Below are 26,699 nucleotides of genomic sequence, written 5' to 3'. Positions count from 1 at the left end.
GACACGGGCAGGCTAGTTGCGGCCACCGTCAGTGAGATAGGAGATCGCCGATGTTTGACAGTTCACATCGGACCTTTCTGGCGTCCGACGGTGTCCAGCCGTGTCCAATCCCGTCCAGGATCGCCGTACGGAACGGATGTCACGTGCCACCGTCCTGGTGCGGGCTCGGCCCGCGCCACGAACCCTGGGGAAGGGGTACAGATGATCCGTCCACACCCGACCGTCCGCCGGTCCCCGTCGATGCTGCGCCGCATCGCCGTGACCGTGTTCGGTCTCACGCTGCTCGTCACGAGCGTGGCCACCACACCGGCCGGCGCCGCGCCGAAGGGCAAGGCCGCCACCACCGGATCGTTCGTCGACAGCACGGCGGTGCCCGGCGGCTTCGCCTCCTGGGCCGAGCTGCTCGAGGTGCAGCAGCGGATGAACACCGCCGCCGCCGCGATCACCAACGCCGCGCAGCGCAGCGCGAACTCCGGCTTCGCCGGGATCGTCGCCGATCCCACCACCCGGCACCTCCAGGTCTACTGGAAGGGCGAGCCGCCGGCCCGCCTGGTCGCCAACGCCCGGGCCACCGTCGCGACGACGGTGCTGCCCGCCGCGTACTCGCAGCGGGAGCTGATGGTCGCCGCCGACAAGCTCCGCGCCTCGGCCGGTGACAAGATCACGACGGTCGGGCCGCGCGCCGACGGCGCGGGCCTTCTCGTGGGTACGCAGAGCGGACTGCTCGGCGCGGCGGCCCTCGCCGGAGTCCCGGTGACCGTCCAGACCGGCGTCGCCGCCGCTCCCGCCACCCGGTGGGACGACTCGCCGCCCTGGTGGGGTGGCGCCGCGTGGCGCAACACCTCCACCGGCGGCGGTTGTTCGACCGGCTTCGGCGTCTGGGCGGGCGGGGTGTCGCGGGTGCTCTCCGCCGCGCACTGCGCCAACCTCAACGTCGTCGCGGCCGACCCGACCGGGCAGACCATCGGCGTCGTCACCAGCCGCAACGTCAGCAGCGACACGCTGCTCATCGCGGGCTCCGGGGGCGGCCGGGTCTTCAACAACAGCACGGACGCCGCCGGCGCGGTGGTCAGCGAGTTCAGCAACCAGGTGATCGGCGCGCAGGCCAGCCAGGTCGGCAACTGGGTGTGCAGTTCCGGCGCGTACTCCGGCACCCGGTGCTCGATCCAGGTGAAGGCCCGCAACCTCTGCATCAACGTGCGCAACTTCGGCACGGTCTGCGGTCAGGTGCAGGCCGAGAACACCACCCGCACCAACGGCGTCGGCCAGGGTGACAGCGGCGGTCCCGTGGAGATCGTGAACGCGGCGAACACCCTCCAGGTCTGGGCGACCGGCACCAACACCGCCATCGACGACACCAACACCTCGACGGCGTGTACCGGCTACGTGCCCACCGGGCGGGTGTGCGCCTGGCGGTTCTACTACGAGGACATCTTCTCCGGCATGGCCGGCGTCGGCGCCTCCGGAGTCGTCCTGGGCTGACGCCTCCGCACGACCCTCGTGAAATCCGGCAGTCGGGCCGGCGTGCATCCCGCGCGCCGGCCCGGCGTCGCCCTCGGGCTCCGCCTAGGCGCCGACGCCCGTGTCCGCGGCGAGAACGGCGTCGCCCCTGATCAGGGACGGCTCCGGCAACGGCAGATGGATCTTGTGCGCCGCCTCCCAGTCGTAGACCAGGCCGGGCCGCACCTGCGCGGCGAAGTAGTCCACGGCGCTCATCCCGCCCACCACCGGCTCGTCGACCTCGGCGGCCAACTGGGCCGGCACCAGGGAGAACCCGTTCTGCAGGGCGGCGCTGAGCCGACGGTGCCCGTCGACGACGAAGAAGTACTCCCCGGTGAAGCCGATCTTCAGCGGCTCCAACGACTCGTCGCCGGCCTCGGCCACGTCGCCGACGAACTCGCTGTCCCAGAGGCCGCGCAGGGTGGCGATGTCCTCGGTCGGGTAGATGCGCGCCGGGTCCAGCAGCAGCAGCGGCGGACTGTCGCGCAGCACCTCGGCGCCGAGCGTGCCCTCGTACGCGGCGATGATGTGCTCGACCACCTCGGCGGCCGAGGCCCGGGTCGTGTCGCAGATCAGGTCGTAGTTGCGCAACCGCGCCTTGTCCACCCCGTAGCGGACGATGAACCGGCTGCGCTCACTGGCGCTGCGCTCGCGGAGCTTGGCCTTGGCCTCCTCGTGCGAGGTGTAGCTCTCCGCCGGGCCGGAGGGTCGGGCCAGCACCCGGCGGGCCGCCTCACCCGGCTCGGTGATCATGTGCACCTTGAGCGCGTCGGTGAAGAAGTGCCAGGCCAGCCGCGAATCCATGATCAGGTGCTCGCCGGAGGCAGCGATGTCGCGCTGGAGCTGGTCGACGTACCCGTCGACGGCCTGGTCCAGCTCGGCGTGCAGGTTGAGTTGCAGGGCCGTCATCTGCCGCTGCTGCGCCATCTCCCGGTAGAGGTCACCCACGCTGACCCGGCGCATCCCGAGGCGCTTGGCGATCTCCACCGACACGGTGCTCTTACCGCTGCCGAGGTCACCGTTGAAAACGATCGATTGTCGAACGGTCACGACTGGTCCACCCCTGATAACCGGCTTCCTGACATCATCGACATCGCCCGAGCATGACGGGCGATGCTACCACCTCGACGCCAGCGTTCTGCCGGACGCGGTGTGCGGGCGCCGGGCGCCGCACCCGCCGGCCACCACCGGAAAAACGGTCAGAACAGGCTCAGCGGATCCACCTGGAGACGAACCGGATCGGCGGCCTTGCGGGCGGCACGCAGTCCGGCGGCGGAGTGCAGGGCCTCGGCGAGCGCGGCGGCCCGCGCCCGGGGCACCCGCAGCAGCATCCGCTCGCGTCCCTCGTCGGCCGGCACGGGCCCCAGCACCTCGGCGTCGGCGGGGAGTTGGGCAGCGGCGAGCAGGTCGGCCACCGCCTCGGCCGGGCCGGTGACGCTCGCCATCCGTACGGCCGGCGGAAAGCCCAGCTCGCGGCGCTCGGCCAGCTCCCGCCCGGCGAACCAGGCGGCGTCCCAGCGCAGCAGCGCCTGCACCGGCGCGAGCGCGCCGTCGGCGACGACCACCACACGGCCGGCCGGCGCGGGGCGGGCCAGAGCCGCCGCGGCCAACCAGCGGCGCAGCGCCTCCTCGCCCGCGCGCAGGTCGGCCCTGGTCAGCAGGGCCCACGAGTCCAGCAGCAGCACCGCGCCGTAGCCGCCCGCCGCGACCGGTTCGGCGCCGGGCGTGGCGACGACCAGGGCCGCCGTGCCGGGCACGTCGGTCAGGACCTCCTCGCGTCCCGAGGTCCGCACCGGCACGTCGGGAAACGCCCGGCCCAGCTCCTCGGCGGTACGCCGGGCGCCGGTGACCGCCGCCCGCAGCCGCCGCCCGCCGCACTCCGGACAGGCGTACGCGGCGGCGACCCGGGCGCACCACCGGCAGACGGGGGTCCCGCCGGCCGACGGCAGCGCGAGCGGGCCGGCGCAGTGCGCGCAGCGGGCCGGGGTGCGGCAGTCGGCGCAGGAGACCGAGGGCAGGTAGCCACGGCGGGGCACCTGCACGAGCACCGGCAGGCCCGCCCGGAGCGCGTCGCGGGCGGCCGTCCAGGCCAGGCTGGGCAGCCGGGCGGTGGCCGCGCCGGGATCACGGGCGAGCTGCGGGTCGTCTCCGGTCGGCGCGATGGCCGGTATCCGCGCCCGCACCGTCGCCCGGTCGGCGACCACCTCGCGGGCCCAGCCGGTCTCCAGCAGCAACTGCGCCTCGGCCGTACGCGCGTACCCGCCGACCAGCGCGGCCGCTTCGGTGAGCTGCGCCCGGGTGAGCAGCACGTCCCGGGCGTGCGGATAGGGCGCGCGGGGTTCGGAGTGCAGGTCGTCCCCGTCGTCCCAGACAGCGACGAGACCGAGCCGGTGCACCGGGGCGAACATCGCCGCCCGGGTGCCGATGACCACCGGCACCTGCCCGCGACGGGCGGCGAGGAACGCCCGGTAACGCCGGGCCGGCCCGAGGGCGGCCGAGAGCGTGACGTGCCGCCCCGGGCCCAGCACGTCGGTCAGCGCCGCGTCGAGCCGGTCGAGGTCGCGCGAGTCCGGCACCACGACCACCGCGCCGCGCCCACCGACGACGGTGGCGGCGACGGCGTCGGCGTAGCGGGCGGCCCAGTCCTCGCCGGGAAGCGCCGACCAGACCGCACGGGCCGGCCGACCGTCGGTGAGCGCCCGCAACAGCGCCGGCCCGGCCGGATAGTCCCGCCATCCCCTCGGGTCGACGGGCTCCCCCGGTGCGGCGGAAGCGCCCGGCACGCCGGAGTCTCCGGGCGCCACCGAACCGCCGGGCACGGCGGCATCGCCGGAATCGGCCGGACCGCCGGGCACGGCTGTCGCGGCGGCATCGCCGGGTTCGGGGGCGTGGTTCGGCTGGTCGGCGGCGGGTTCCTTCTCGACGCGGGCGTGTCGGGGTGGCACGGCGAGCCGGAGGACGTCGGCGAGGTTGCCCGCGTACCGGTCGGCGACCGCGCGGGCCAGGCGGGCGACCTCCGGGGTCAGCACCGGCTCGGGCGAGACGACCTTCTCCAGGTAGGCGAGCCGGCCGGTGTGCCCGGAGTCGTCCGCCCGCGACAGCAGCCAGCCGTCGACCAACTGCCCCGCGAAACGAACCTTGACCCGGGTGCCGGGCACCGCCTGGTCGTCCAGCTCGGCCGGTACGAGGTAGTCGAACGGGCGGTCCAGGTGCGCCAGCGGCACGTCCACGCAGACGCGCGCGACCGGCGACCCCTGTGCGGGTCGCCGGTCGCTACGCCTGGTGGCGGTCAGGCTCCCGCGGCCGACTTGAGGTCGGCGGCCCGGTCGGTGCTCTCCCAGGTCAGGTCCGGCAGCTCCCGGCCGAAGTGGCCGTACGCGGCGGTCTGCTGGTAGATCGGGCGGAGCAAATTGAGGTCCCGGATGATCGCGGCCGGGCGCAGGTCGAAGACCTCGCCGACGGCCTTCTCGATCGAGGACACCGGCACCGTCTCGGTGCCGAACGTCTCGATGAACAGGCTCACCGGGTGCGCCTTGCCGATGGCGTAGGCGACCTGCGCCTCGCAGCGCTCGGCGAGGCCGGCGGCGACCACGTTCTTGGCCACCCAGCGCATCGCGTACGCGGCCGAGCGGTCCACCTTGGACGGGTCCTTGCCGGAGAAGGCGCCGCCGCCGTGCCGGGCGTACCCGCCGTAGGTGTCGACGATGATCTTGCGGCCGGTCAGGCCGGCGTCACCCATCGGGCCGCCGATCTCGAACCGGCCGGTCGGGTTGACGAGCAGCCGGTAGCCGTCCGTGTCCAGACCCAGGCTCTCCAGCTCGGGGGCGATCACGGAGTCACGCACGTCGGGGGTCAGCAGCGACTCCAACGAGATGTCCGCGGCGTGCTGGCTGGACACCACGACGGTGTTCAGCCGGACCGGGCGCAGCCCCTCGTACTCGATGGTGACCTGGGTCTTGCCGTCCGGGCGCAGGTAGGGGATCGTGCCGTCCTTGCGGACCGCGGCGAGCCGACGCGCCAGCCGGTGGGCCAGGGCGATCGGCAGCGGCATCAGCTCCGGAGTCTCGGAGCAGGCGAAGCCGAACATCATGCCCTGGTCGCCGGCACCCTGCGCGTCCAGCGCGCTCTCCGACGCCCCGGTCCGCAGCTCGAAGGCGTTGTCGACGCCCTGCGCGATGTCCTCGGACTGCGCGCCGATCGAGACGCTGACCCCGCAGGACGCGCCGTCGAAACCCTTCTTCGACGAGTCGTAGCCGATGTCCAGGATGGTCCGGCGGACGATGGTCGGGATGTCGGCGTACGCCTTGGTGGTGACCTCGCCGGCGATGTGCACCTGGCCGGTGGTGATCATGGTCTCCACCGCGACCCGGCTGTGCGGGTCCTCGGCGAGCAGCGCATCGAGGATGCCGTCGCTGATCTGGTCGGCGATCTTGTCCGGGTGGCCTTCCGTGACCGATTCGGACGTGAAGAGGCGGCGTGTCACGGCACTCCTAAGCGTGTGATGTCGTTCCGCGGCAGTCTAGTCACCGCTGCGGCCGGTGTCGGGATCGGTCGCGCCCTGTTCCACCCGTCAGGAGCGGTTGGCCAGCCGCGCCACGACGAGGTCCCACACGGTGTCGGCCACCGCCTCCTTGGCCTGCTCCGGCAGACGGCTCACCGAGCCGTCCGCGCCGATGACCGTCACCGTGTTGGTGTCGGCGCCGAAGACCCGGTCCGGACCGACCTCGTTGACCACGATGAGGTCGGCCCGCTTCCGGGCCAGCTTCGCCCGGCCGTTGGCCTCCGCGTCGCCGGTCTCGGCGGCGAACACCACCAGCACCTGCTCCGGTCGCTTGCGCTGGCCGAGCTCCGCCGCGATGTCCGGGTTCGTGACGAGCTCGATGGTGGGAGCGACACCGTCGTCCGACTTCTTGATTTTGCCAGGCGCGTACGTCGCCGGTCGGAAATCGGCCGGAGCCGCCGCCATCACGACCGCGTCGGCCTCGGCGGCGGCCTTCAGGGTCGCCTCGCGCAGCTCGGCGGTCGTGCCGACCCGGACCAGATCGACCCCGGCGGGATCGGCGAGCGAGACGTTGGCCGCGATCAGCGTGACCTGGGCACCCCGGGCGACCGCCGAACGCGCGAAGGCGTACCCCTGTTTGCCCGAGGACCGGTTGCCGAGGAAGCGGACCGGGTCCAGCGGCTCGCGGGTGCCGCCGGCCGTGACCACCAGCCGGCGACCCGTCAGGTCCGCCGGGGCGGACCCGCCCCGAGCGAGGACCTGACGGGCGACCGCGAAGATCTCCGCCGGGTCGGGCAGCCGACCCTTGCCGGTGTCGGCGCCGGTGAGCCGCCCGACGGCGGGCTCGATGACCCGGACGCCCCGGGAGCGCAGCGTGGCGACGTTGGCGACGGTCGCCGGGTGCTCCCACATCTCGGTGTGCATGGCCGGGGCCAGCACCACCGGGCAGCGGGCGGTCAGCAACGTGTTGGTGAGCAGGTCGTCGGCGAGACCGTGGGCGGCCTTGGCGAGCAGGTCGGTCGTGGTCGGCGCGACCACCACCAGGTCGGCCTGCTTGCCGAGGCGGACGTGCGGCACCTCGTGCACGTCGGACCAGACGTCGTCGGCGACCGGCTGGCCGGAGAGCGCCGCCCAGGTCGGGACGCCGACGAATCGCAGCGCCGACGCGGTCGGCACGACTCGGACGCGGTGGCCCGACTCGGTGAAGAGGCGCAGCAGCTCACATGCCTTGTAGGCAGCGATGCCGCCGCCGACCCCGAGAACGATCGAGGCGGACATCGACGGGGACGGGCCTACGGCTGGTCGGTCGGCTCGGCGGTGAGCAGGCCGCCGTTGATCTCGCGCATGGCGATGGAGAGGGGCTTCTCCTGCGGAGTGGTCTCGACGAGCGGGCCGACGTACTCCAGGAGGCCCTCACCGAGCTGGCTGTAGTAGGCGTTGACCTGGCGCGCGCGCTTGGCGGCGAAGATGACCAGCGCGTACTTCGACGTCGTCTTCTCGAGGAGCTCGTCGATCGGCGGGTTGGTGATGCCTTCGGGGTTGGCGATGGATCCCACGAATTAACCTCTGCGTCTATCGAGCCGCGCGGACGCGGTGCTGAGTCCCGACGGCGGCCGGCCGTCAGCCACGGGGGCGCGACCAGGCCGGATCCGGATGAGTTGAACCGAGTAAGCCTACCAGCTCGTCGACCACCCGATCGGTGCGGTCGTGCGTGAGGGTGTCCGCGAAGACGGCCGCCACGGCGGCGTCGGGCCGACATCCGGGCGGAACCAGCAGCACCAGACGCGCGTCGGGCAGTCGTGCCCGTACCAGCCGGGCCCCGGTCACGTCGAGCGGAAGCAGGACCTGCTGCCCAGCGTGCAGCCGGGCGCGCAGCGGCGGATGCAGGGTTCCCCGGTGATACGCGCCGATCCGGGACCACTCCAGCAGCTCGCCGGCGGCCAGCCGGCGCTCGAACTCGGCCGGGGTGAGGAAGACCCGTTGCTCTCCGTCCACCTCCGGCTCCCGGCGCGGCCTGGTCGTTGCCGGCACCGGGATCCACACGGACGGGAAACGCGCCCGGACGAGCTCGACGACACTCTCCCTGCCGGAACCCGAAGGTCCAGCCAGGACAGTGAGCCGAGCCGCCGGGCGCGCCTCGTCATCCGTGCTCACTGCTTGTTTCTACACGCTGCCAGGTTCAGTTGGCGGCGAACTCTCCAAGCAGTGCCTTGCGCTGCTGCTCGCCGAGGCCGCGCAGACGACGGCTGTCGGCGATCTTGAGCTTCTCCATGATCTGGGTAGCCCGGATCTTGCCGATGCCCGGCATCGCCTGCAGGACGGCCGAAACCTTGAGCTTGCCGACGACGTCGTCGCTCTCGGCGCGCTCGAGGACGGCACCAAGGGTGGTCTTGCCCTGCTTGAGCTGCTCCTTCAGCTCGGCACGGGCCTTGCGGATCTCCGCGGCCTTCTCGAGCGCGGCAGCGCGCTGTTCGGGGGTCAGTGACGGGAGCGGCACCAGTTCTCCTCAGGTCCCTATCGCGGCGGGCGGGGCGCACCGCCGCATCTGTGAAACGTGGTGTCGCTGTGAACCAAGGGGTCCATGGTTCCCAGCGCGGGGAAAACTAGCGGTCAACGGAGCTTTCGGCAACGTGGGCGCGCGATGATCATCGCAAAGTGACCGAGCCGTCAGTCAGTCACCGGGCAGCCAGAACGGCTCGGCAGTCGCCCAGAACCCGGTCCGCGGCGGCCCTCAGGGCGTCGGTGTCCGGTCCTGCCGACAGGACCTCACGGGAGTACGACGGAAGCACCGCGGCGAGGCTGGAGCCGAAGACGGTACGCAGATCGGCGGCGCCCGCACCCTGCGCGCCGAGCCCCGGAGCGAGCAGCGGACCCCCCACGGTGGAGAGGTCATGACCGGTGTCACCGATGGTGGCGCCGACCACCAGACCGAAGCTGCCGAGGGGGTCCGCACCCCTGTTGAGCTGGGAAATCTCGTCGATAACGGTCTGCGCCACGGTGCGCCCGTCGGACGTACGGGCCCGCTGCACGGCCGCGCCCTCGGGGTTCGAGGTGAGGGCCAGCACGAAGACCCCGCCGCCGTGTTTCGCGGCCAACTCGAACATCGGGGCCAACGAACCTACTCCCAGGTAGGGACTGGCCGTGACCGCGTCGACATACAAGGGACTGGATGGATCCAGGTACGCGGAGGCGTACGCGCTGACCGTTGAGCCGATGTCGCCGCGCTTGACGTCGAGCAGAACGAGCGATCCGGCTTCTCGTAACTGTCGGATAGTTGACTCAAGAATCGCCACACCGCGGGATCCGAACCGCTCGAAAAAGGCCGACTGAGGCTTGACAACCGCAACCCGGTCACCGAGCGCATCCACCACGGTTCGGGCGAAGCGGTCCAGACCGTCGACGTCGTCGGTGAGGCCCCAGCGGGCCAGCAGACCGGGATGCGGGTCGATGCCCACGCACAGCGGTCCGCGCTCGCTGACGGCCCGGTGCAGCCGGGTGCCGAAGCTCTCCATCGGCGTACTTCCCCTCTTCTCGTCCGGGCGGCGACCGCCTCCCGGGATGCTTGTCGGTTCCCGCTCAGCCGGCCGCCACGGCCGCCGCGATCCCGGCCGAGATCCGGGCCAGGTCGGCGTCGTCGGTGACGTACGGCGGCATCGTGTAGATCAGGTCGCGGAACGGTCGGAGCCACACGCCACGGTCGGCGGCGGCGGTGGTGGCCGCGCCGAGGTCGACGTCGTGGTCGAGCTGGACAACGCCGATCGCCCCGAGCACCCGCACGTCGGCCACGCCCGGCGCGGCGCGCAGCGGTTCCAGACCGGCGCGCAGGCCCGCGCCGATCCGGGACACCTGTGCCGCCCAGTCACCGGCCTGCAGCAGCCCGATGGAGGCGTTGGCGACCGCGCAGGCCAGCGGGTTGCCCATGAACGTCGGACCGTGCGCCAGCACGCCGTCGGCGGAGATCCCTCGGGCGATCTCCGGGGTGCACAACGTCGCGGCCAGGGTCAGGTAACCGCCGGTGAGGGCCTTGCCCACGCACATCACGTCCGGGGACACCCCGGCGTGCTCGGCGGCGAACATCGTGCCGGTACGGCCGAACCCGGTCGCGATCTCGTCGAAGATCAGCAGCACCCCGTGCTCGCGGGTCACCTCGCGCAGCACCCGCAGGTAGCCGGGGTGGTGGAAGCGCATCCCACCCGCGCCCTGCACCACCGGCTCCACGATGACCGCGGCCAGTTCGTGGGCGTGCCGCTCGACGGCGTCCACCAGGGCCGCCACGTACGCCTCGTCGGGCGGATCGGCGAAGCCGCCGGGCGGCACCGGGGCGAAGACCTGCCGGGGCAGCACGTCACCCCAGAGGTGGTGCATCCCGCCCTCGGGGTCGCAGACGCTCATTGGATGGAAGGTGTCGCCGTGGTACCCGCCCCGCCAGGTGGCCAGCCGTCGCCGTTCCGGCCGGCCGACGGCCCGCTGGTACTGCAGGCACATCTTGACGGCCACCTCGACGCTGACCGACCCGGAGTCGGCCAGGAACACGTGCTCCAGCCCCTCGGGGGCCAGCTCGACCAGGGTCCGCGCGAGCCGGACGGCGGGCTCGTGGGTGAGCCCGCCGAACATCACGTGGCTCATCCGCCCGAGCTGGTCGGTCACGGCCGCGTCCAGCACCGGGTGCCGGTAGCCGTGGACCGCCGCCCACCAGGACGACATCCCGTCCACCAGCTCCCGGCCGTCGGCCAGGGTCAGTCGTACCCCCTCGGCGCTGCGGACCACGAACGGCGCGTTCGCCGGCGGCAGCGCGGCGTACGGATGCCAGACGTGCGCCCGGTCGACGGCCAGGATCTCCTCGGGTGTCACGGGTACTCCTTCCGGACCCGAGCGGGCCGCCCGGCCCGACGGGGGTGATCCGCGACGGCAGTGCCGTCCGGGCGGCGGGCCGGGCGGGGGGCCGCGCGGCCGGACCGCACGTCCCCCCGACCGCCTTTGCTCTGCTTCAGCGGAGGCGACACCTGGTGTCCGGATATCGGACGCCCACTGTTTCCCCGGTTGAAGCAGAGCAAAGGGCGCAGTGACCGGTCGGGGTCCTCGGTCGACCGACGCACGGACCCGGCGGCGACGCCGGGCCGGGGGTCGGTCACTGTCACCGGCCGGCGACCGGAGCCGGTGTCGCGGCCGTGGCGCTCGCGCGGGCCGCGGCGCGGACCAGGGCCGGGCCCCGGTAGATGAAGCCCGTGTAGAGCTGCACCAGGGAGGCGCCGGCATCGAACATCCGGGTGGCGTCGTCCGGGTCGAGCACGCCGCCGACCCCGATGATGGGCAGGCGGCCACCGGTCTCGCGGTGCACGAAGGCCACCACGTCCCGGGCGCGGCCGGTCAATGGCCGACCGGACAGGCCACCGGCCTCGGCGCCGCGCTCGGCGTCCGCCGCGGCCAGCCCGTCGCGAGCCAGAGTGGTGTTGGTGGCGATGACCCCGGCCGCGCCGCGAGCCAGGCAGACCTCCAACAGTTCGGCGATCGCCGCCTCGGTCAGATCCGGCGCGATCTTCACCAGCACCGGCTTCTCCCCCACCAGCGCGGCGAGCAGCGCGTCCAGGTGGGCACGGTCCTGCAACGACCGCAGACCCGGCGTGTTCGGCGACGACACGTTCACCGCGAAGTAGTCGCCGTGCCCGCGCAGTGCCCGGTACGAGGCGAGGTAGTCCTCGACCGCCTCGTCGAGCGGGGTCACCTTGGACTTGCCGAGCGAGATGCCCAACGGGACCCCGAGCGGACGCGGCAGCGCCGCCAGTCGGGCGGCCAACGCGTCGGCGCCGGCGTTGTTGAAACCCATCCGGTTGACGATGGCCTCGCTCGCCGGCAACCGGAACAGCCGGGGCCGGGGATTGCCCGGCTGGGCGTGCGCGGTGACCGTGCCGACCTCCACGAAGCCGAAGCCGAGCGCTGGCCAGGCCGGCAGCGCCGCGCCGTCCTTGTCCATGCCGGCCGCCAGCCCGACCGGGTTGGGGAACCGCACGCCGAAGACCGTGCGCGGCGCCTCGACGGCGTACCGGGCCCGCAGCGCGGCGAGGGCGGCGGGACGCCGCGACAGCGCGGCCAACCGCCGCAGCGTCCACTCGTGCGCCGTCTCGGCGTCCCCGCCGCCGAGACGGAACAACCCCGGCCGTACGACCTGCTCGAACAGCGTCACTGCGCCGCCCGCAGGGTGGCGTGCAGATCCTGCAGCGGGCGCACCCGCATGTCGCCCCGGATACGCGCCTCGATCCCCATCACGGCCGCGGCGGCGCCGGGAACCGTGGTGATGCAGGGGATGTCGGCGGTGACGGCCGCGCTGCGGATCTCGTAACCGTCGGAGCGGGCGCTCGCGCCCGAGCCCTGCGGCGTGTTGATCACCAGCGCGACGTCGCCACGGAGGATCAGCGACACGGCGTCGTCGCCCTCGCCGGCCTGGTAGTGCTTGCGGATCTGCTCACAGGCGATGCCGTGCCGGCGCAGCACCTCGGCGGTGCCGGCGGTCGCCACGATCTCGAAGCCCAGGTCGGCCAACCGCTTGATCGGGAAGATCATGCCGCGCTTGTCCCGGTTGGCCACCGACACGAAGATCTTCCCGGCCGTCGGCAACGACCCGTACGCGGCCGACTGGCTCTTGGCGAAGGCGTGCCCGAAGTTGGTGTCGATGCCCATCACCTCGCCCGTCGACTTCATCTCCGGGCCGAGCAGCGAGTCGATCCCCTTGCCCGCGCGGGTACGGAAGCGCTTGAACGGCAGCACCGCCTCCTTGACCGCGATCGGCGCGTCGGCGGGCATCGTCCCACCGTCCCCCGTCGCCGGGAGCAGGCCCTCGGCACGCAGCTCGGCGATGGTGGCGCCGAGCGCGATCCGGGCCGCCGCCTTGGCCAGCGGCACCGCCGTCGCCTTTGAGACGAACGGGACGGTCCGGGATGCGCGGGGGTTGGCCTCCAGCACGTACAGCACGTCGTCCTTGAGCGCGTACTGCACGTTGAGCAGACCGCGCACGCCGACACCGCGAGCGATGGCCTCGGTGTAGCGGCGAACCTCGGCCAGGTGCGACCCCGCGAGGGTGATCGGCGGCAGCGCGCAGGACGAGTCTCCGGAGTGGATACCGGCCTCTTCGATGTGCTCCATCACACCACCGACGTAGACCTCGCCGTCGGCGTCGCAGAGGGCGTCCACGTCGATCTCGATGGCGTCGTCGAGGAACCGGTCCACCAGCACCGGGTGGTCGCCGGAGATGTCGGTGGCCCGGCCGATGTAGTCCCGCAGCGTCGGGTCGTCGTACACGATCTCCATGCCGCGCCCACCGAGCACGTAGGACGGACGGACCAGCACCGGGTAGCCGATCTCGTCGGCGATCGTCTTGGCCTCGTCGAACGAGGTGGCCATGCCGTGCGCGGGCGCGCGCAGCCCGGCTCGGGCCAGGACCGCGCCGAACGCGCCCCGCTCCTCGGCCAGGTGGATCGACTCCGGCGAGGTGCCGACCACCGGCACGCCCGCGTTCTTGAGCCGCTGCGCCAACCCCAGCGGGGTCTGCCCGCCGAGTTGCACGACCACGCCGACCACGCCCGGTCCGCCGGCCGCCCGGCCGGAGGAGTCCTCCGCGTGCCAGGCCTCCAGGACGTCCTCGAAGGTCAGCGGCTCGAAGTAGAGCCGGTCGGCGGTGTCGTAGTCGGTCGAGACCGTCTCCGGGTTGCAGTTGACCATCACGGTCTCGTAACCGGCCGCCCGCAGCGCCTGCACGGCGTGCACGCACGAGTAGTCGAACTCGATGCCCTGCCCGATCCGGTTCGGGCCGGAGCCCAGGATCAGCACCTTCGGCCGGTCCGACGGCACGACCTCGGTCTCGTGGTCGTACGACGAGTAGTGGTAGGGCGTGCTGGCCTCGAACTCGGCCGCGCAGGTGTCGACGGTCTTGTAGACGGGGCGCACGTCGAGGCGGTGCCGCAGGGCGCGTACGCCGTCCTCGGCCGCCAGCTCCGGGCGCAGCGCGGCGAGCTGCCGGTCGGACAGGCCCGCCCGCTTGGCGCGACGCAGCAGCTCGGCGTCGAGCACCGGCGCGTCGACGATCTCGGTCCGCAGCTCGATCAGCGCGGCGATCTGGTCCAGGAACCAGGGGTCGATGCCGCCGGACGCCTCGCTCACCTCGCTGATCGAGGCACCGAGACGCAACGCCCGCTCCACGGTGTAGAGCCGGCCGTCGTGCGGGATCCGCAGCGCGGCGAGAGTGTCCGCCAGCGTGACGCCGTCGGGGTCGGGGGTGGTCCAGAACCCGACCGCCTTCGTTTCCATCGAGCGCATGGCCTTGTTCAGCGCCTCGGTGAAGTTACGCCCGAGGCTCATCGCCTCCCCCACCGACTTCATCGTGGTGGTCAGCTCCGGGTCCGCGCCGGGGAACTTCTCGAACGCGAACCGGGGGATCTTCACCACCACGTAGTCCAGGGTCGGCTCGAACGCCGCCGGAGTCTTCAACGTGATGTCGTTGGGGATCTCGTCGAGCGTGTAGCCGATGGCCAGCTTCGCGGCGATCTTCGCGATCGGGAAACCGGTCGCCTTGGAGGCCAGCGCCGAGGAGCGCGACACCCGGGGGTTCATCTCGATCACGACGATCCGGCCGTCGACCGGGTTGACCGCGAACTGGATGTTGCAGCCGCCGGTGTCCACCCCGACCTCGCGCAGCACGGCGATGCCCAGGTCACGAAGGTGCTGGTACTCCCGGTCGGTGAGCGTCATGGCCGGGGCCACGGTGACGCTGTCGCCGGTGTGCACGCCCATCGGGTCGATGTTCTCGATGGAACAGACCACCACGACGTTGTCGTGCCGGTCGCGCATCAGCTCGAGCTCGTACTCCTTCCAGCCGAGCACGCTCTCCTCGATGAGCACCTCGTGCACCGGGCTGGCCGCCAGGCCGTCGCCGGCGATGCGGGCCAGGTCCTCCGGGGTGTGCGCCATGCCCGAGCCCAGGCCACCCATGGTGAACGACGGCCGGATCACCACCGGCAGACCCAGCTCGGCGACGGTCGCCTCGACCTCGTCCATCGAGTGGCACACCCGGGAGCGGGGCACCAGCGTGGTCGGGTCCTCGACGCCGAGGCGTACGCCCGCCTTCGCGACGATCTCCTTGAAGAGCTGGCGGTCCTCACCCCGGTTGATGGCGTCGATGTTCGCGCCGATCAGCTCGACGCCGTACTTCTCCAGGACGCCGTTGGAGTGCAGGGCGACGGCGGTGTTCAGCGCGGTCTGCCCGCCGAGGGTCGGCAGGATCGCGTCCGGGCGCTCCTTGGCGATGACCAGCTCGACGAACTCCGGGGTGATCGGCTCGACGTAGGTCGCGTCGGCGAACTCGGGGTCCGTCATGATCGTGGCCGGGTTGGAGTTGACCAGGCTGACCCGGATCCCCTCGCTGCGCAGCACCCGGCACGCCTGGGTGCCGGAGTAGTCGAACTCGCAGGCCTGCCCGATGACGATCGGCCCGGAGCCGATGACGAGGATGTGCTTGAGATCAGTCCGCTTAGGCATTGCTGCGCCCCTTGCTGTGCGTCCGGCCCTCACTGGGCCGCCGGTCGAGGGCGCGGCCCTCGATCAGCTCGGCGAAACGGTCGAAGAGGTAGTCCGCGTCGTGGGGACCGGCCGCCGCCTCCGGGTGGTACTGGACGGTGAAGGCGGGCACGTCCACGGCCCGCAGCCCTTCGACCACGTTGTCGTTGAGGCAGACGTGCGACACCCGAACGCCACCGAAGTCGGTGTCGATCACCTGGTCGGGCACCACCGCGCCGACGCCGGCACCGGGCACCTGCACGGCGAAGCCGTGGTTGTGGCTGGTCACCTCGACCTTGCCGGTGGCCCGGTCGAGCACCGGCTGGTTGATGCCCCGGTGGCCGTAGCCCAGCTTGTACGTGCCGAAGCCGAGCGCCCGACCGAGGATCTGGCTGCCGAAGCAGATGCCGAACAGCGGCACCTGCCGCCGCAGCGCCTCCCGCGCCACGGCCATCGGACCGTCGGCCGTGGCCGGGTCGCCGGGGCCGGGCGACAGGAAGATCGCGTCGGCACCCGTGGCGAGCAGGTCCTCGATGCTCGACGAGGCCGGCAGCACGTGCGTGGTCACCCCGCGTGCGGCGAGCCGGCGCGGCACGTTGCGCTTGATGCCCAGGTCGAGCGCGGCCACCGTGAACCGGTGCTCGCCGACCGCGTCGACGACGTACGGCTCGGGGGTGGTCACCTCGGCGGACAGGTCCGCGCCGACCATCTGCGGTGACTGCCGGACCCGGGCCAGCAGGCTCTGCGGGTCCTTCTCGACGCTGGAGATGCCCACCCGCATGGCGCCCCGATCGCGCAGGTGCCGGGTCAGCGCCCGGGTGTCCACCCCGCTGATGCCCACCACACCCTCGGTGGCGAGGCGGTCCTCGAGGCCGCCGGTGGCTCGCCAGTTCGAGCCGATGCGGGCCGGGTCACGAACGACGTACCCGGCCACCCAGATCCGGCCGGACTCGTCGTCCTCGCCGTTGACGCCGGTGTTGCCGATGTGCGGGGCGGTCTGCACGACCACCTGACGGTGGTAGGACGGGTCGGTCAGCGTCTCCTGATAACCGGTCATGCCGGTGGTGAAGACCGCCTCGCCGAAGGTCTCCCCGACGCTGCCGTACGCCTCACCGGGAAACGTGCGTCCATCCTCGAGCACGAGGATCGCGGAACGTCTACGCGTCACTTGATTGCCTTTCCGTCCAGGACCGTCGGCTCGCCGCGCAGGAAGGTCGCCACGATGCGACCCGGCAGCGTCATGCGGGCGTACGGGGTGTTGCGACTGCGGCTGGCCAGCTCCGCCGGCTCGATGGTGCGGCGCGCGGCCGGGTCGACCAGGGTCAGGGTGGCCGGGGCGCCCGGGGCGGGGTCGACGCCGTGCCCGGTCAGCCCCGCGATCCGGGCGGGGACGCGGGACATCCGCTCGGCGATCAGATCCCACTCGGGCCCGAGCACGTCCAGCGCGATGGACAGCGCCGTCTCCAGGCCGAGCATCCCCGGCCGGGCGTACGCCCACTCGCACTCCTTGTCCTCCACGGCGTGCGGGGCGTGGTCGGTGGCGATGATGTCGATCACCCCGTCGGCGAGCGCGGCGCGCAGCGCGGCGACGTCCGTGGCGGTACGCAGCGGCGGGTTCACCTTGAAGACCGGGTCGTAGGACTCCGCACGCTCGTCGGTGAGCAGCAGGTGGTGCGGAGTGACCTCGGCGGTGACGCGTACGCCTCGGGCCTTGGCCTGGCGCAGCACCTCGACGCTGCCGGCGGTGGAGACGTGGCAGACGTGGAGTCGGCTGCCCACGTGCTCGGCGAGCAGCACGTCGCGGGCGATGATCGCCTCCTCGGCGACCGCCGGCCAGCCGATCAGACCGAGCCGGGTCGAGACCTCACCCTCGTGCATCTGGGCGCCCTCGGTGAGGCGGGGCTCCTCGGCGTGCTGGGCGATGATCCCGTCGAACGCCTTGACGTACTCCAGGGCCCGGCGCATCAGCAACGGGTCGGCGACGCAGTGCCCGTCGTCGGAGAAGATCCGTACCCGGGCCGCGGAGTCGGCCATCGCCCCCAGCTCGGCGAGGCGCTCGCCGGCCAGCCCGACGGTGACCGCCCCGATGGGCTGCACGTCGACCATTCCGGCTTCCCGGCCGAGCCGCCAGACCTGCTCGACCACGCCGGCGGTGTCCGCGACCGGCGACGTGTTGGCCATCGCGCAGACCGCCGTGTAGCCGCCCAGCGCCGCCGCCCGCGACCCGGACTCGACGGTCTCGGCGTCCTCCCGGCCCGGCTCGCGCAGGTGGGTGTGCAGGTCGACGAGGCCGGGCAGGGCCACGAGGCCGGTTCCGTCGATGACGGTGGCGTCCGGCGCGGACAGCCCCGGACCGACCTCGGCGACGACGCCGTCGCGGATCAGCAGGTCGGTCGGCGCGGCGCCGACGATGCTCACGCTGGTGATGAGGTACGCGGTCACCGGTTGTTCCCTCCGAGCAGCAGGTACAGAACAGCCATCCGGACGGAGACCCCGTTGGTGACCTGTTCGACGATGGTGGAGCGGGGTGAGTCGGCGACCTCGGGGGTGATCTCCATCCCCCGGTTCATCGGGCCGGGGTGCATGACGATCGCGTGCTCGGGCAGGCGGCGCATCCGGGGACCGTCCAGCCCGTAGCGGCGGGCGTACTCGCGGGCCGAGGGGAAGTAGGAGTCCCGCATCCGTTCCCGCTGCACGCGCAGCATCATCACCGCGTCCACGTTCGGCAGCACCGAGTCGAGGTCGTACGAGACGTCGATGCCCGGGGCGAGCGCCGCGGCGATGTCGACGGGGATGAGCGTGGGCGGGCCGACCAGGGTGACCTTCGCGCCGAGGGTGGACAGCAGCAGCACGTTGGAGCGGGCCACCCGGGAGTGCAGCACGTCCCCGACCACCGCGACCGACAGGCCGGCGAGCCGGCCCAGCCGGGCCCGCATCGTGTACGCGTCGAGCAACGCCTGGGTCGGGTGCTCGTGGGTGCCGTCGCCGGCGTTCACGACCGACCCGTCCACCCAGTTGGCCAGCCGGTGCGGGGCGCCGGAGGCGGGATGCCGTACGACGACCGCGTCGGCGCCCATGGCCTGCAGGGTCAGCGCCGTGTCCTTCAGGCTCTCGCCCTTGGCGACGCTGGACCCCTTGGCGGAAAAGTTGATCACATCGGCGCTGAGTCGCTTCGCCGCCGCCTCGAACGAGATCCGGGTCCGGGTGGAGTCCTCGTAGAAGAGGTTCACCACGGTCCGTCCACGCAGCGCGGGCAGCTTCTTGATCTCCCGGCCGGCGACGGTGGCCATCTCGGCGGCGGTGTCCAGGATCTCGGTGGCGGTGTCGGCGTCCAGGTCCGCGCCGGAGAGCAAGTGCCTGATCATGAGTGAGCCCCCCCGTAGAGCTTGACCTCGTCCGTCCCGTCGGTCTCGGCGAGCGTCACCTTGACGCTCTCGGCGAGCGCGGTGGGGATGTTCTTGCCCACGTAGTCGGCGCGGATCGGCAGCTCGCGGTGGCCGCGGTCGACCAACACGGCGAGTTGCACGGATGCCGGGCGGCCGACGTCGTTGAGCGCGTCGAGCGCGGCCCGCACGGTGCGGCCGGAGAAGAGCACGTCGTCGACGAGGATCACCCTCTTGCCGTCGATGCCACCGCTGGGCACCTGGGTGGGGCCGATCGCGCGCGTGGCGTGCCGGCGCAGGTCGTCGCGGTAGAGCGTGATGTCGAGCACACCGACCGGGACGACGACGTCCTCGAAGGTGCTGATCCGTGCGGCGAGCCGCTGCGCGAGGGGCGCGCCCCGAGTGGGAATCCCGAGCAGCACCGTGTCGGCCGCTCCCTGGGTCTTCTCCAGGATCTGGTGGGCGATGCGGTCGACCACACGCTGCACGTCGGCGCTGGCGAGGATCACCTTCACCGAGGGTTGTCGCGGTGGTGACGGGCGGGCAGCCGGCGGGGACGCCACGGCGGACCTCCTTCCCCGCCTCACGGGACGGGTCGTTAAAGGATGTCGGGCACCTCCGGCCGGGGAGCGCGAGCTGCCCGGACCGGGGCTTCACGCCACGTTACCAGTGGTCACCGCGCCGGCCGACGGCGGCCGCTGACCACCGGATCAGATCCACGGAAGACCGCTGACCCCCTCGGCGCTCCCCAACGGTAAGGTCACGACCACTTGACCAGGTGTCCCATTCCCCGTACCGTCACGCTCCGTAGCGATCGACGGGAGAACCCCGAGCAGCACTGGGAGTGTCCGAATGCCCTCTGAATACGCCAAATCTCTGGGCGCCCGCCTGCGCTCCATCCGCCAGCAGCAGGGTCTCTCCCTGCAGGGTGTGGAGGAGAAGTCGAACGGGCGGTGGAAGGCCGTGGTGGTCGGCTCGTACGAGCGTGGCGACCGGGCCGTGACGGTGTCCCGTCTGGCCGAGCTGGCCGAGTTCTACCGTGTCCCCGTCTCGGAGCTGCTGCCCGACGGCAGCGGTGTCCGGCACGAGCCCACCAGCAAGATCGTCCTGGACCTGGAGCGGCTCTACGACGAGGCCTCCGAGGACCTGGCCTACGTCGCCCGCTACGCCCGCGCGATCCAGCAGCAGCGCGGTGACTACAACGGCCGGGTGCTCTCGATCCGCGCCGACGACCTCCGGGCGCTCGCCATCGTCTACGACGCCTCACCGTCGGGTCTGATCGAGCGGCTCACCGAGCACGGCGTGCTGGTGGCCGACCCCCGGGCGTTCTTCGCCTCCTGAGCTGTCGCTTTACCGTAGAAGGGCCCGTGCCGTCCGGCACGGGCCCTTCTGCGTGGCGCGGGTGTCTCTGTGACGCGGGTGTCTCTGTGTCGCGGGTACGCGGAGCTGTCAGCGGGTGGCGTACTCGGCGATGCGGCCGAGAACACCGTTGAGGAAGCGCGGCGAATCATCGGTCGACATCTGCCGAGCCAGCTCGACCGCCTCGCTGATCGCCACCGCGTCGTCGATCTCGTCGACGTAGAGCAGCTCGTAGACGGCGATCCGGGCCAGGTTGCGGTCGACCACCGGCATCCGGTCGAGGGTCCAGCCCTCGGCGTAGCTGGCGATCAGCTCGTCGATCCGGTCCAGGTGCTCGGCGACCCCCTCGACCAGCCCCACGGTGTAGCCCAGGTGCTCCGGGCGGGGCTGCTCGATGCGCTGGAGGTAACCGGCCAGGACCTCGACGGGCGGACGATCCCGCAGATCGGCCTCGTACAGGACGTCCAGCGCCCGCTTACGCGCCTTGCGGCGCGCCGGCATCTGCTGCTTGGGACCCTCAGCCATCAGGCGCGGCCGAGGTAACGGCCGTCGCGGGTGTCGACCTTGATCTTCTCACCGGTGGTGATGAACAGCGGAACCGGCACGGTGGCGCCGGTCTCGACGGTCGCCGGCTTGGTGCCGCCGGTCGAGCGGTCGCCCTGCAGACCCGGCTCGGTGTAGGTGACCTCGAGCACGACGCTGGTGGGCAGCTCGATGTAGAGCGGGACGTCCTCGTGGGTGGCGACGGTCGCCTCCGCCTCGGGCAGCAGGTAGTTGGCTGCCTCCCCGACGGTGCCGCCGGGCACGGTGATCTGGTCGAACGTCTCCAGATCCATGAAGACGTAGTCCTCGCCGTCGGCGTACAAATACTGCATCGTGCGCTTGTCCACGGTCGCGGTCTCGACCTTGGTGCCCGCGTTGAAGGTCTTGTCGACCACCTTGCCGGACAGCACGTTCTTCAGCGTGGTGCGGACGAACGCACCACCCTTACCGGGCTTGACGTGCTGGAACTCGACGACGGACCAGAGCTCGCCGTCAAGGTTGAGTACCAGGCCGTTTTTGAGGTCGTTGGTGGAGGCCATTTCCTGCCTTGATCATCAATTGGCGGACAGACCTCACGAGTCTACTAGCTGCCCCGAATCGGCCGCCCGCCGCTTCCGGCGGCATCCGCACGGCCGGCCAGATGGTGCAGCGCGAGACGATAGCCGTCAATGCCGAGCCCGCAGATCACCCCGGTCGCCACCGCCGAGATCACCGAGTGGTGCCGGAACTCCTCGCGGGTGTGGATGTTGGAGATGTGCACCTCCACCAGCGGCCCGCGCAGCATGGCGCAGGCATCGCGCACCGCGTACGAGTAGTGCGACCAGGCGGCCGGGTTGAGCACCACGGCGGCACCCTCGTCGGCGGCGTCGTGCAGCCAGCCGAGCAGCTCGTGCTCGGCGTCGGTCTGCCGGACCGTGACGTCGAGCCCCAGCTCCCGACCGGTGGCCGCACAGAGCGCCACGAGGTCGGCGTAGGTGGTCGAGCCGTACACGGCGGGCTCCCGGGTGCCCAGCCGACCCAGGTTCGGCCCGTTCAGCACGTACACCCTCATGCGGTGTTTTCTTTCGTTCGCGACTGCGGGGCTCGCAGAACCGGCTCACTCCTCGCGCTCACGGGGTGGCCAGCTCGCGGTAGGCGGCTTCGAGCAGGGCGTCGTCCGGGCCCTCCAGCATCGCCGGGCGGGCCAGGCCGTCCAGCACCACGAACCGCAGCCGTGCGCCGCGGGCCTTCTTGTCGACCCGCATCGTGGCCAACAGCCGCGGCCACGCCTCGGCGGGGTAGCTCACCGGCAGGCCGAGCGCCGTCAGGGCGCTCCGGTGCCGATCGGCGGTCGGGGCGTCCAGTCGGCCGGCGAGCCGGGCCAGTGTGGCGGCGTACACCAGGCCGACCGCGACCGCGTGGCCGTGTCGCCAGCGGTAACCCTCGTTCTGCTCGATCGCGTGCGCCAGGGTGTGGCCGTAGTTGAGCACCTCCCGCAGGCCCGACTCACGCAGATCGTCGGCGACCACGTCGGCCTTGACCCGGATGGCCCGCTCGATCAGCTCCCGCGTCACCGGTCCGCGCGGGTCGGTGGCCGCCGCGGGGTCACGCTCGACGAGGTCCAGGATCACCGGGTCGGCGATGAACCCGCACTTGACCACCTCGGCGAGCCCGGCCGCGAGGTCGACGGCGGGCAGGCTGTCGAGGGTCGCCAGGTCGGCGAGCACACCGACCGGCGGGTGGAACGCGCCCACCAGGTTCTTGCCGGCGGCGGTGTTGATCCCCGTCTTGCCGCCCACGGCCGCGTCCACCATGCCCAACAGGGAGGTGGCGACCGGCACCCAGCGCACCCCGCGCAGCCAGCAGGCCGCGACGAAGCCGGCCAGGTCGGTCACCGCGCCGCCGCCGACCCCGACCACCGCGTCGGTACGCGTGAAGCCGGCCGCGCCGAGCCGGTCCCAGCAGCCGGCCGCCACGTCGATCTGCTTCCCCGACTCCGCGTCGGGCACCTCGATCGGCAGCGGGTCGACGCCCGCCGCGCGCAGCCGTTCACCGATCGCGTCGGCCAGGGCCTTGAGCGGGGGCGTGTGCAGCACCGCCGCCCGGGTCGCGCCGGGCAGCAGCCCCGGCAGCGCGCCCAACAGGTCGCGTCCGACCAGCACGTCGTACGGTCGTTCGCCGCCGACCGGAATCCGGGTCACCTCGTCCATCGCCGGCAGCCTAGTCGAGCGGACGGCGTGGCGCGGGCGGCTGTCCACCTGCTGGCCGGGCCGCCCAGCCGGCGAGGAGGCGGGCGTGCTCGGCCACGGCGGCGCGCAGGGCGTCCGGGTGTCGCACGGTGAACGGGCAGCCCAGGCCGGCGAGCAGCGCGGCCATGCCGGGCAGGCTCTCGGCCCGCGCCCGCAGCAGCACGCCGTCGGCGGTGGCGGTCAGCTCGGCCACACTCGCCAGGATGCGGCGGCGGGCGGTCACCAGGTCGGTCTCCAGCAGCACCTCGATCTCGTGGGTGTACGGCACACCGGCCAGCGACCGGGTGACCCGGGCCACCGGGTCGAAGCCGTCCGGCACCGTGAACGTCGCCGTGCCGAAGGTGACGGCACCGACCCGGTCCAGCCGGAAGGTGCGGACCTCCCCGCGCCGGTGGTCGTGACCTGTGACGTACCAGCGGCCGGCGTGGAAGACCAGCCCGTACGGGTCGAGTTCCCGGTGCGACCGCTCGCCGCGCCAGGAGCGGTAGTCCAGGGCGACCCGTCGTCGATGCCGGGCGGCCTCGGCCAGCGCGAGCAGGGTGCCCGACGCGGGTCGTGGCTCCGGCCCGGGCCGGCGCAGGGTGAAGCCGAGGTGCTCCTGCACAGCGGTCAGCCGGTCGGCGAGCGCCACCGGCAGCACCCGGCGGATCTTCGCCAGCGCGGTGGCCGTGGCCGGCTGCTCGGTGCCGAGACCGACCCGCTCGGCGACGACCAGGCCGAGCAGCACGGCCACCGCCTCGTCGTCGGTGAGCATCAGCGGCGGCAGCTTGAAACCGGGGTGCAGACGGTAGCCACCGTGGCGGCCCCGGTCGGCGGTCACCGGGATGCCCAGCTCGACCAGGGTGGCCGCGTACCTGCGCACGGTCCGCTCGTCCACGCCGAGGCGGGCGGCGAGGTCGCCAGCCGTGGCCCGGTGCCGGGCCTGGAGCAGTTCGAGCAGGGCGAGCACCCGGCCGGCGGGATGCGACAACTACCACTCCTTCAAACCGGGCGGATCCTGTCCGGTTCAGATCGTACGGTCTGTCGGTAGCCGAGAGAAGGAGCGACAGATGGCGACGTTCGTGCTGGTGCCGGGGTTCTGGTTGGGTGCGTGGGCGTGGCGGGAGGTGACCGGACTGCTGCGCGCGCAGGGGCACGACGTCTACCCGATGACCCTGACCGGACTGGCTGAACGCGACCACCTCGCCGGGCCGCAGGTGAGTCTGGAGACGCACACCACGGACATCGTCCGGCTGATCGAGGTCGAGGACCTGCGGGACGTGCTGCTGGTCGGGCACTCCGGCGGGGGGATGCCCGTCGCGCAGGCGGCGGACCGCGTCCCGGACCGCGTCGCCCGGGTGGTCTACGTGGAGAGCGGGCCGCTCCCGGACGGCACGGCACAGTTCGACACGGTGCCGCCGCAGGAGCAGGACCGACTACGCGCCCTGATCGGCGACGGGCACCTGCTGCCGCCGCCCGCCTGGGACCCGGCGGCCGACCCGACCAACCTGGCCGGCCTGGACGAGTCGACGCTGTCCCTCCTGCGCGAGCGCTCCACCGCACAGCCCCTGCGGGCGGCGACCGATCCGGTACGGCGCACGGGTGGCCGCCCGGTGCCGACCGCGCTGGTCGCGAGCACCTTCCCGCTGGCCGTGGTGCGCCAGATGATCGACGAGGGGCACCCGTTCTTCACCGGCCTGGCCGACGGCCAGCTGCACGAGCTGCCCACCGGGCACTGGCCGATGCTCAGCGAGCCGAAGGCGCTGGCCGACGTCCTCGGCCTGATCGCGCACAGCTGACACCGCGCCGATCTTGCGGTTGCGGTTGTCGAGATGCGGGGGATGCCCCGGTACGTCGGCACCGCAACTGCAAGATCGCGCGGAGGGGCGGGGCCGGGGGCGGGGGCAGAGCGGGGGTGGCCTGGCCGGCGTCAGCGCGGCAGTAGCGCCTCGACCTCGGCGACGACCGCCGCCGGCGTCCGGCCGTCGGTGACCACCGTCTCGGTCGCCACCTCGGCGTACAGCGGCCTGCGCTGGTCCATGAGGTGCTTGAGGGTGGCTCGCGGGTTGATCGCCAGCAGCGGCCGGCCCGCGCCGAGCCCCACGCGCTTCACCGCGTCGGGCAGCTCCACCGACAGGTGGACGACCCGGTGCCCCACCAGGGCGGCCCGGGTCTCCTCGGCCAGCACCGCGCCGCCGCCCAGGGCGAGCACACCCGTGCCGGCCGCGAGGGCCGCCGCCACGGCGGCCCGCTCCAGTGCCCGGAAGTGCTCCTCACCCTCGTCGATGAAGATCTCCGGGATGGTCTTGCCGGCCATCTTCTCGATGTCGGTGTCGGTGTCCCGGAACTCCACGCCGAGGGAGTTCGCGAGCGCCTGCCCCACGGTGGTCTTGCCGCAGCCGGGCACCCCGACCAGGACGACGACCGGCGCCATCAGCGGATGACCAGCGCGTCGAGGTAGCCGGTCACGTTGCGGCGGATCTCGGCGACCGAGTCGCCGCCGAACTTCTCGGTGGCCGCCTCGGCGAGCACGAGTGCCACCATCGCCTCGGCGACGACCGCGGCGGCGGGCACCGCGCACACGTCGGAGCGCTGGTTGATGGCGGTCGCCGGCTCACCGGTCACGACGTCCACGGTGGCCAGCGCCCGGTTGAGCGACGAGATCGGCTTCATGGCGGCGCGGACCCGGAGCGGCTCGCCGGTGGTGATGCCACCCTCCAGCCCTCCGGCCCGGTCGGTGACGCGGCGGACGCCGGTGGCCGACGGGATGATCTCGTCGTGCGCCTCCGAGCCACGGGAGCGGGCCTGCTGCCACCCGTCGCCGATCTCGACACCCTTGATCGCCTGGATGGACATCAGCGCCGTGGCCAGTCGGGCGTCGAGCTTGCGGTCCCACTGCACGTGACTGCCCAGGCCCGGCGGCACCCCGTACGCCAGGACCTCCACCACGCCGCCGAGCGTGTCGGCGGCCTTCTTCGCGGCGTCGACCTCGGCGATCATCAGGGCGCTGGCCTCCGGGTCGAGGCAGCGCAGCGGATCGGCGTCGATGCGGTCGGCGTCCTGCGGCGTCGGACGCAGCCCGGGCTTCGCGGCCACCGGGCCCAGCTCGACCACGTGCGAGACGATCTCGATGCCGAGGGCCTGCCGGATCAACGCCTTGGCGACCGTCCCGACGGCCACCCGGGCGGCGGTCTCCCGGGCGCTGGCGCGCTCCAGGATCGGCCGCGCGTCGTGGTGGCCGTACTTCTGCATGCCGGCCAGGTCGGCGTGGCCCGGCCTCGGGCGGGTCAGTGGGGCGTTGCGGGCCTGCCGAGCCAGCTCGTCGGGGTCGACGGGGTCGGCGGCCATCACCGTGCGCCACTTGGGCCACTCGGAGTTGCCGACCCGGATCGCCACCGGGCTGCCCAGCGTGACGCCGTGCCGCAGCCCGCCGATCACCTCGACCTCGTCCTGCTCGAACGACATCCGGGCGCCACGGCCGTAGCCCAGCCGACGGCGGGCCAACTCGCCCGCGATCTCGGTGGTGCTCACCTCGATGCCGGCCGGCACCCCCTCCAGCAGCGCGACGAGGGCGGGGCCGTGCGATTCACCTGCAGTCAACCAGCGCAACACAGCGGTCAGTCTGTCACGGCGCGCGACCGGCACGTCGCGCTGCCCGCCGTG

25 protein-coding genes are annotated in these 26,699 nt (G+C 72.5%); 3 read left to right on the top strand and 22 right to left on the bottom strand.

The window, feature by feature from the left end:
* The first annotated feature begins 201 nt into the window (after positions 1–201).
* On the top strand, positions 202–1,482 hold the full coding sequence (locus ACQPZK_RS11560) for a hypothetical protein (protein WP_433538282.1): 1,281 nt from the start codon (positions 202–204) through the stop codon (positions 1,480–1,482).
* An 84-nt stretch (positions 1,483–1,566) separates the two neighbouring features.
* Here ACQPZK_RS11560 and ACQPZK_RS11555 read toward each other — a convergent pair whose 3' ends face one another.
* The 15 genes from ACQPZK_RS11555 to pyrR form a co-directional block, all read right to left on the bottom strand.
* A complete protein-coding gene (locus ACQPZK_RS11555) occupies positions 1,567–2,550 on the bottom strand; it encodes an AAA family ATPase (protein WP_433538281.1) in 984 nt (327 codons plus the stop codon).
* Between the two features lie 149 nt (positions 2,551–2,699).
* Positions 2,700–4,730: a primosomal protein N' gene (locus ACQPZK_RS11550; protein ID WP_433538280.1), complete on the bottom strand. Its 2,031-nt coding sequence runs from the start codon at positions 4,728–4,730 to the stop codon at positions 2,700–2,702.
* A 59-nt stretch (positions 4,731–4,789) separates the two neighbouring features.
* The gene (gene metK, locus ACQPZK_RS11545; RefSeq protein WP_433538279.1) at positions 4,790–5,983 is read right to left on the bottom strand and encodes a methionine adenosyltransferase; all 1,194 of its coding nucleotides are present in this window, start codon (positions 5,981–5,983) and stop codon (positions 4,790–4,792) included.
* A gap of 87 nt (positions 5,984–6,070) precedes the next feature.
* Positions 6,071–7,279 (bottom strand): bifunctional phosphopantothenoylcysteine decarboxylase/phosphopantothenate--cysteine ligase CoaBC, encoded by a 1,209-nt coding sequence (gene coaBC, locus ACQPZK_RS11540; RefSeq protein ID WP_433538278.1) that lies wholly within the window; start codon positions 7,277–7,279, stop codon positions 6,071–6,073.
* A 14-nt stretch (positions 7,280–7,293) separates the two neighbouring features.
* Positions 7,294–7,557 (bottom strand): DNA-directed RNA polymerase subunit omega, encoded by a 264-nt coding sequence (rpoZ, locus tag ACQPZK_RS11535; RefSeq protein ID WP_074318577.1) that lies wholly within the window; start codon positions 7,555–7,557, stop codon positions 7,294–7,296.
* A gap of 64 nt (positions 7,558–7,621) precedes the next feature.
* Complete coding sequence (locus ACQPZK_RS11530; protein WP_433538277.1) at positions 7,622–8,155, bottom strand: guanylate kinase; 534 nt, start codon at positions 8,153–8,155, stop codon at positions 7,622–7,624.
* A 25-nt stretch (positions 8,156–8,180) separates the two neighbouring features.
* Positions 8,181–8,498, bottom strand: a complete 318-nt coding sequence (gene mihF / locus ACQPZK_RS11525) for an integration host factor, actinobacterial type (RefSeq protein ID WP_007458370.1) — start codon at positions 8,496–8,498, stop codon at positions 8,181–8,183.
* Positions 8,499–8,676: 178 nt separating this feature from the next.
* Positions 8,677–9,513, bottom strand: a complete 837-nt coding sequence (gene pyrF, locus ACQPZK_RS11520) for an orotidine-5'-phosphate decarboxylase (RefSeq protein WP_433538276.1) — start codon at positions 9,511–9,513, stop codon at positions 8,677–8,679.
* Between the two features lie 64 nt (positions 9,514–9,577).
* Positions 9,578–10,852 carry an adenosylmethionine--8-amino-7-oxononanoate transaminase gene (locus tag ACQPZK_RS11515; RefSeq protein WP_433538275.1) on the bottom strand — a complete coding sequence of 425 codons (1,275 nt, stop codon included), beginning with the start codon at positions 10,850–10,852 and terminating at the stop codon, positions 9,578–9,580.
* Between the two features lie 283 nt (positions 10,853–11,135).
* Positions 11,136–12,182 carry a quinone-dependent dihydroorotate dehydrogenase gene (locus ACQPZK_RS11510; RefSeq protein WP_433538274.1) on the bottom strand — a complete coding sequence of 349 codons (1,047 nt, stop codon included), beginning with the start codon at positions 12,180–12,182 and terminating at the stop codon, positions 11,136–11,138.
* On the bottom strand, positions 12,179–15,526 hold the full coding sequence (carB, locus tag ACQPZK_RS11505) for a carbamoyl-phosphate synthase large subunit (RefSeq protein WP_433538273.1): 3,348 nt from the start codon (positions 15,524–15,526) through the stop codon (positions 12,179–12,181). Before carB ends, ACQPZK_RS11510 begins: the two co-directional genes overlap by 4 nt.
* Positions 15,519–16,712 (bottom strand): glutamine-hydrolyzing carbamoyl-phosphate synthase small subunit, encoded by a 1,194-nt coding sequence (gene carA, locus ACQPZK_RS11500; RefSeq protein WP_433538272.1) that lies wholly within the window; start codon positions 16,710–16,712, stop codon positions 15,519–15,521. The genes carB and carA overlap by 8 nt, the downstream gene beginning before the upstream one ends.
* On the bottom strand, positions 16,709–17,986 hold the full coding sequence (locus tag ACQPZK_RS11495; RefSeq protein WP_433538271.1) for a dihydroorotase: 1,278 nt from the start codon (positions 17,984–17,986) through the stop codon (positions 16,709–16,711). The genes carA and ACQPZK_RS11495 overlap by 4 nt, the downstream gene beginning before the upstream one ends.
* Positions 17,983–18,909 (bottom strand): aspartate carbamoyltransferase catalytic subunit, encoded by a 927-nt coding sequence (locus ACQPZK_RS11490; RefSeq protein ID WP_433538270.1) that lies wholly within the window; start codon positions 18,907–18,909, stop codon positions 17,983–17,985. The genes ACQPZK_RS11495 and ACQPZK_RS11490 overlap by 4 nt, the downstream gene beginning before the upstream one ends.
* The gene (gene pyrR, locus ACQPZK_RS11485; RefSeq protein ID WP_433538269.1) at positions 18,906–19,490 is read right to left on the bottom strand and encodes a bifunctional pyr operon transcriptional regulator/uracil phosphoribosyltransferase PyrR; all 585 of its coding nucleotides are present in this window, start codon (positions 19,488–19,490) and stop codon (positions 18,906–18,908) included. The genes ACQPZK_RS11490 and pyrR overlap by 4 nt, the downstream gene beginning before the upstream one ends.
* 289 nt (positions 19,491–19,779) lie before the next feature.
* Here pyrR and bldD point away from each other — a divergent pair, with 289 nt between their 5' ends.
* The gene (bldD, locus tag ACQPZK_RS11480) at positions 19,780–20,268 is read left to right on the top strand and encodes a transcriptional regulator BldD (RefSeq protein WP_007458348.1); all 489 of its coding nucleotides are present in this window, start codon (positions 19,780–19,782) and stop codon (positions 20,266–20,268) included.
* 108 nt (positions 20,269–20,376) lie between these two features.
* Here bldD and nusB read toward each other — a convergent pair whose 3' ends face one another.
* Genes nusB through ACQPZK_RS11455 form a run of 5 tightly spaced genes read right to left on the bottom strand, consistent with a single transcriptional unit; the run spans position 20,377 to position 24,027 of the window.
* Positions 20,377–20,787, bottom strand: a complete 411-nt coding sequence (nusB, locus tag ACQPZK_RS11475) for a transcription antitermination factor NusB (RefSeq protein WP_355053144.1) — start codon at positions 20,785–20,787, stop codon at positions 20,377–20,379.
* A 23-nt stretch (positions 20,788–20,810) separates the two neighbouring features.
* The gene (efp, locus tag ACQPZK_RS11470) at positions 20,811–21,368 is read right to left on the bottom strand and encodes an elongation factor P (RefSeq protein ID WP_433538268.1); all 558 of its coding nucleotides are present in this window, start codon (positions 21,366–21,368) and stop codon (positions 20,811–20,813) included.
* A 44-nt stretch (positions 21,369–21,412) separates the two neighbouring features.
* Positions 21,413–21,880, bottom strand: a complete 468-nt coding sequence (gene aroQ, locus ACQPZK_RS11465) for a type II 3-dehydroquinate dehydratase (RefSeq protein WP_433538267.1) — start codon at positions 21,878–21,880, stop codon at positions 21,413–21,415.
* Between the two features lie 58 nt (positions 21,881–21,938).
* Positions 21,939–23,018, bottom strand: coding sequence for a 3-dehydroquinate synthase (gene aroB, locus ACQPZK_RS11460; RefSeq protein ID WP_433538266.1), 1,080 nt, complete (start codon positions 23,016–23,018; stop codon positions 21,939–21,941).
* Between the two features lie 10 nt (positions 23,019–23,028).
* Positions 23,029–24,027 (bottom strand): helix-turn-helix transcriptional regulator, encoded by a 999-nt coding sequence (locus tag ACQPZK_RS11455; protein WP_433538265.1) that lies wholly within the window; start codon positions 24,025–24,027, stop codon positions 23,029–23,031.
* A gap of 79 nt (positions 24,028–24,106) precedes the next feature.
* Between ACQPZK_RS11455 and ACQPZK_RS11450 the strand changes: the two genes are divergently transcribed.
* On the top strand, positions 24,107–24,835 hold the full coding sequence (locus ACQPZK_RS11450) for an alpha/beta fold hydrolase (RefSeq protein WP_433538264.1): 729 nt from the start codon (positions 24,107–24,109) through the stop codon (positions 24,833–24,835).
* Positions 24,836–24,966: 131 nt separating this feature from the next.
* Here ACQPZK_RS11450 and ACQPZK_RS11445 read toward each other — a convergent pair whose 3' ends face one another.
* The gene (locus ACQPZK_RS11445; RefSeq protein WP_433538263.1) at positions 24,967–25,470 is read right to left on the bottom strand and encodes a shikimate kinase; all 504 of its coding nucleotides are present in this window, start codon (positions 25,468–25,470) and stop codon (positions 24,967–24,969) included.
* Positions 25,470–26,648 carry a chorismate synthase gene (gene aroC / locus ACQPZK_RS11440; protein WP_433538262.1) on the bottom strand — a complete coding sequence of 393 codons (1,179 nt, stop codon included), beginning with the start codon at positions 26,646–26,648 and terminating at the stop codon, positions 25,470–25,472. Before aroC ends, ACQPZK_RS11445 begins: the two co-directional genes overlap by 1 nt.
* Positions 26,649–26,699 lie beyond the last annotated feature (51 nt).

The sequence above is a fragment of the Micromonospora sp. CA-249363 genome, from assembly GCF_050950185.1.
GTDB lineage: Bacteria > Actinomycetota > Actinomycetes > Mycobacteriales > Micromonosporaceae > Micromonospora.
The sequence above is the reverse complement of the archived record's forward strand: the minus strand, read 5'-3'. Positions and strand labels throughout refer to the sequence as shown.

What these genes read in the sequence shown, in the direction of transcription:
- ACQPZK_RS11560 (WP_433538282.1), top strand. Translation starts at nt 202, where the DNA reads ATGATCCGTCCACACCCGACCGTCCGCCGGTCCCCGTCGATGCTGCGC.
- coaBC (WP_433538278.1), bottom strand. Translation starts at nt 7,279, where the DNA reads ATGTCCGCCTCGATCGTTCTCGGGGTCGGCGGCGGCATCGCTGCCTAC.
- pyrF (WP_433538276.1), bottom strand. Translation starts at nt 9,513, where the DNA reads ATGGAGAGCTTCGGCACCCGGCTGCACCGGGCCGTCAGCGAGCGCGGA.
- carB (WP_433538273.1), bottom strand. Translation starts at nt 15,526, where the DNA reads ATGCCTAAGCGGACTGATCTCAAGCACATCCTCGTCATCGGCTCCGGG.
- ACQPZK_RS11490 (WP_433538270.1), bottom strand. Translation starts at nt 18,909, where the DNA reads ATGATCAGGCACTTGCTCTCCGGCGCGGACCTGGACGCCGACACCGCC.
- bldD (WP_007458348.1), top strand. Translation starts at nt 19,780, where the DNA reads ATGCCCTCTGAATACGCCAAATCTCTGGGCGCCCGCCTGCGCTCCATC.
- nusB (WP_355053144.1), bottom strand. Translation starts at nt 20,787, where the DNA reads ATGCCGGCGCGCCGCAAGGCGCGTAAGCGGGCGCTGGACGTCCTGTAC.
- efp (WP_433538268.1), bottom strand. Translation starts at nt 21,368, where the DNA reads ATGGCCTCCACCAACGACCTCAAAAACGGCCTGGTACTCAACCTTGAC.
- aroQ (WP_433538267.1), bottom strand. Translation starts at nt 21,880, where the DNA reads ATGAGGGTGTACGTGCTGAACGGGCCGAACCTGGGTCGGCTGGGCACC.
- aroB (WP_433538266.1), bottom strand. Translation starts at nt 23,018, where the DNA reads ATGGACGAGGTGACCCGGATTCCGGTCGGCGGCGAACGACCGTACGAC.
- ACQPZK_RS11450 (WP_433538264.1), top strand. Translation starts at nt 24,107, where the DNA reads ATGGCGACGTTCGTGCTGGTGCCGGGGTTCTGGTTGGGTGCGTGGGCG.
- ACQPZK_RS11445 (WP_433538263.1), bottom strand. Translation starts at nt 25,470, where the DNA reads ATGGCGCCGGTCGTCGTCCTGGTCGGGGTGCCCGGCTGCGGCAAGACC.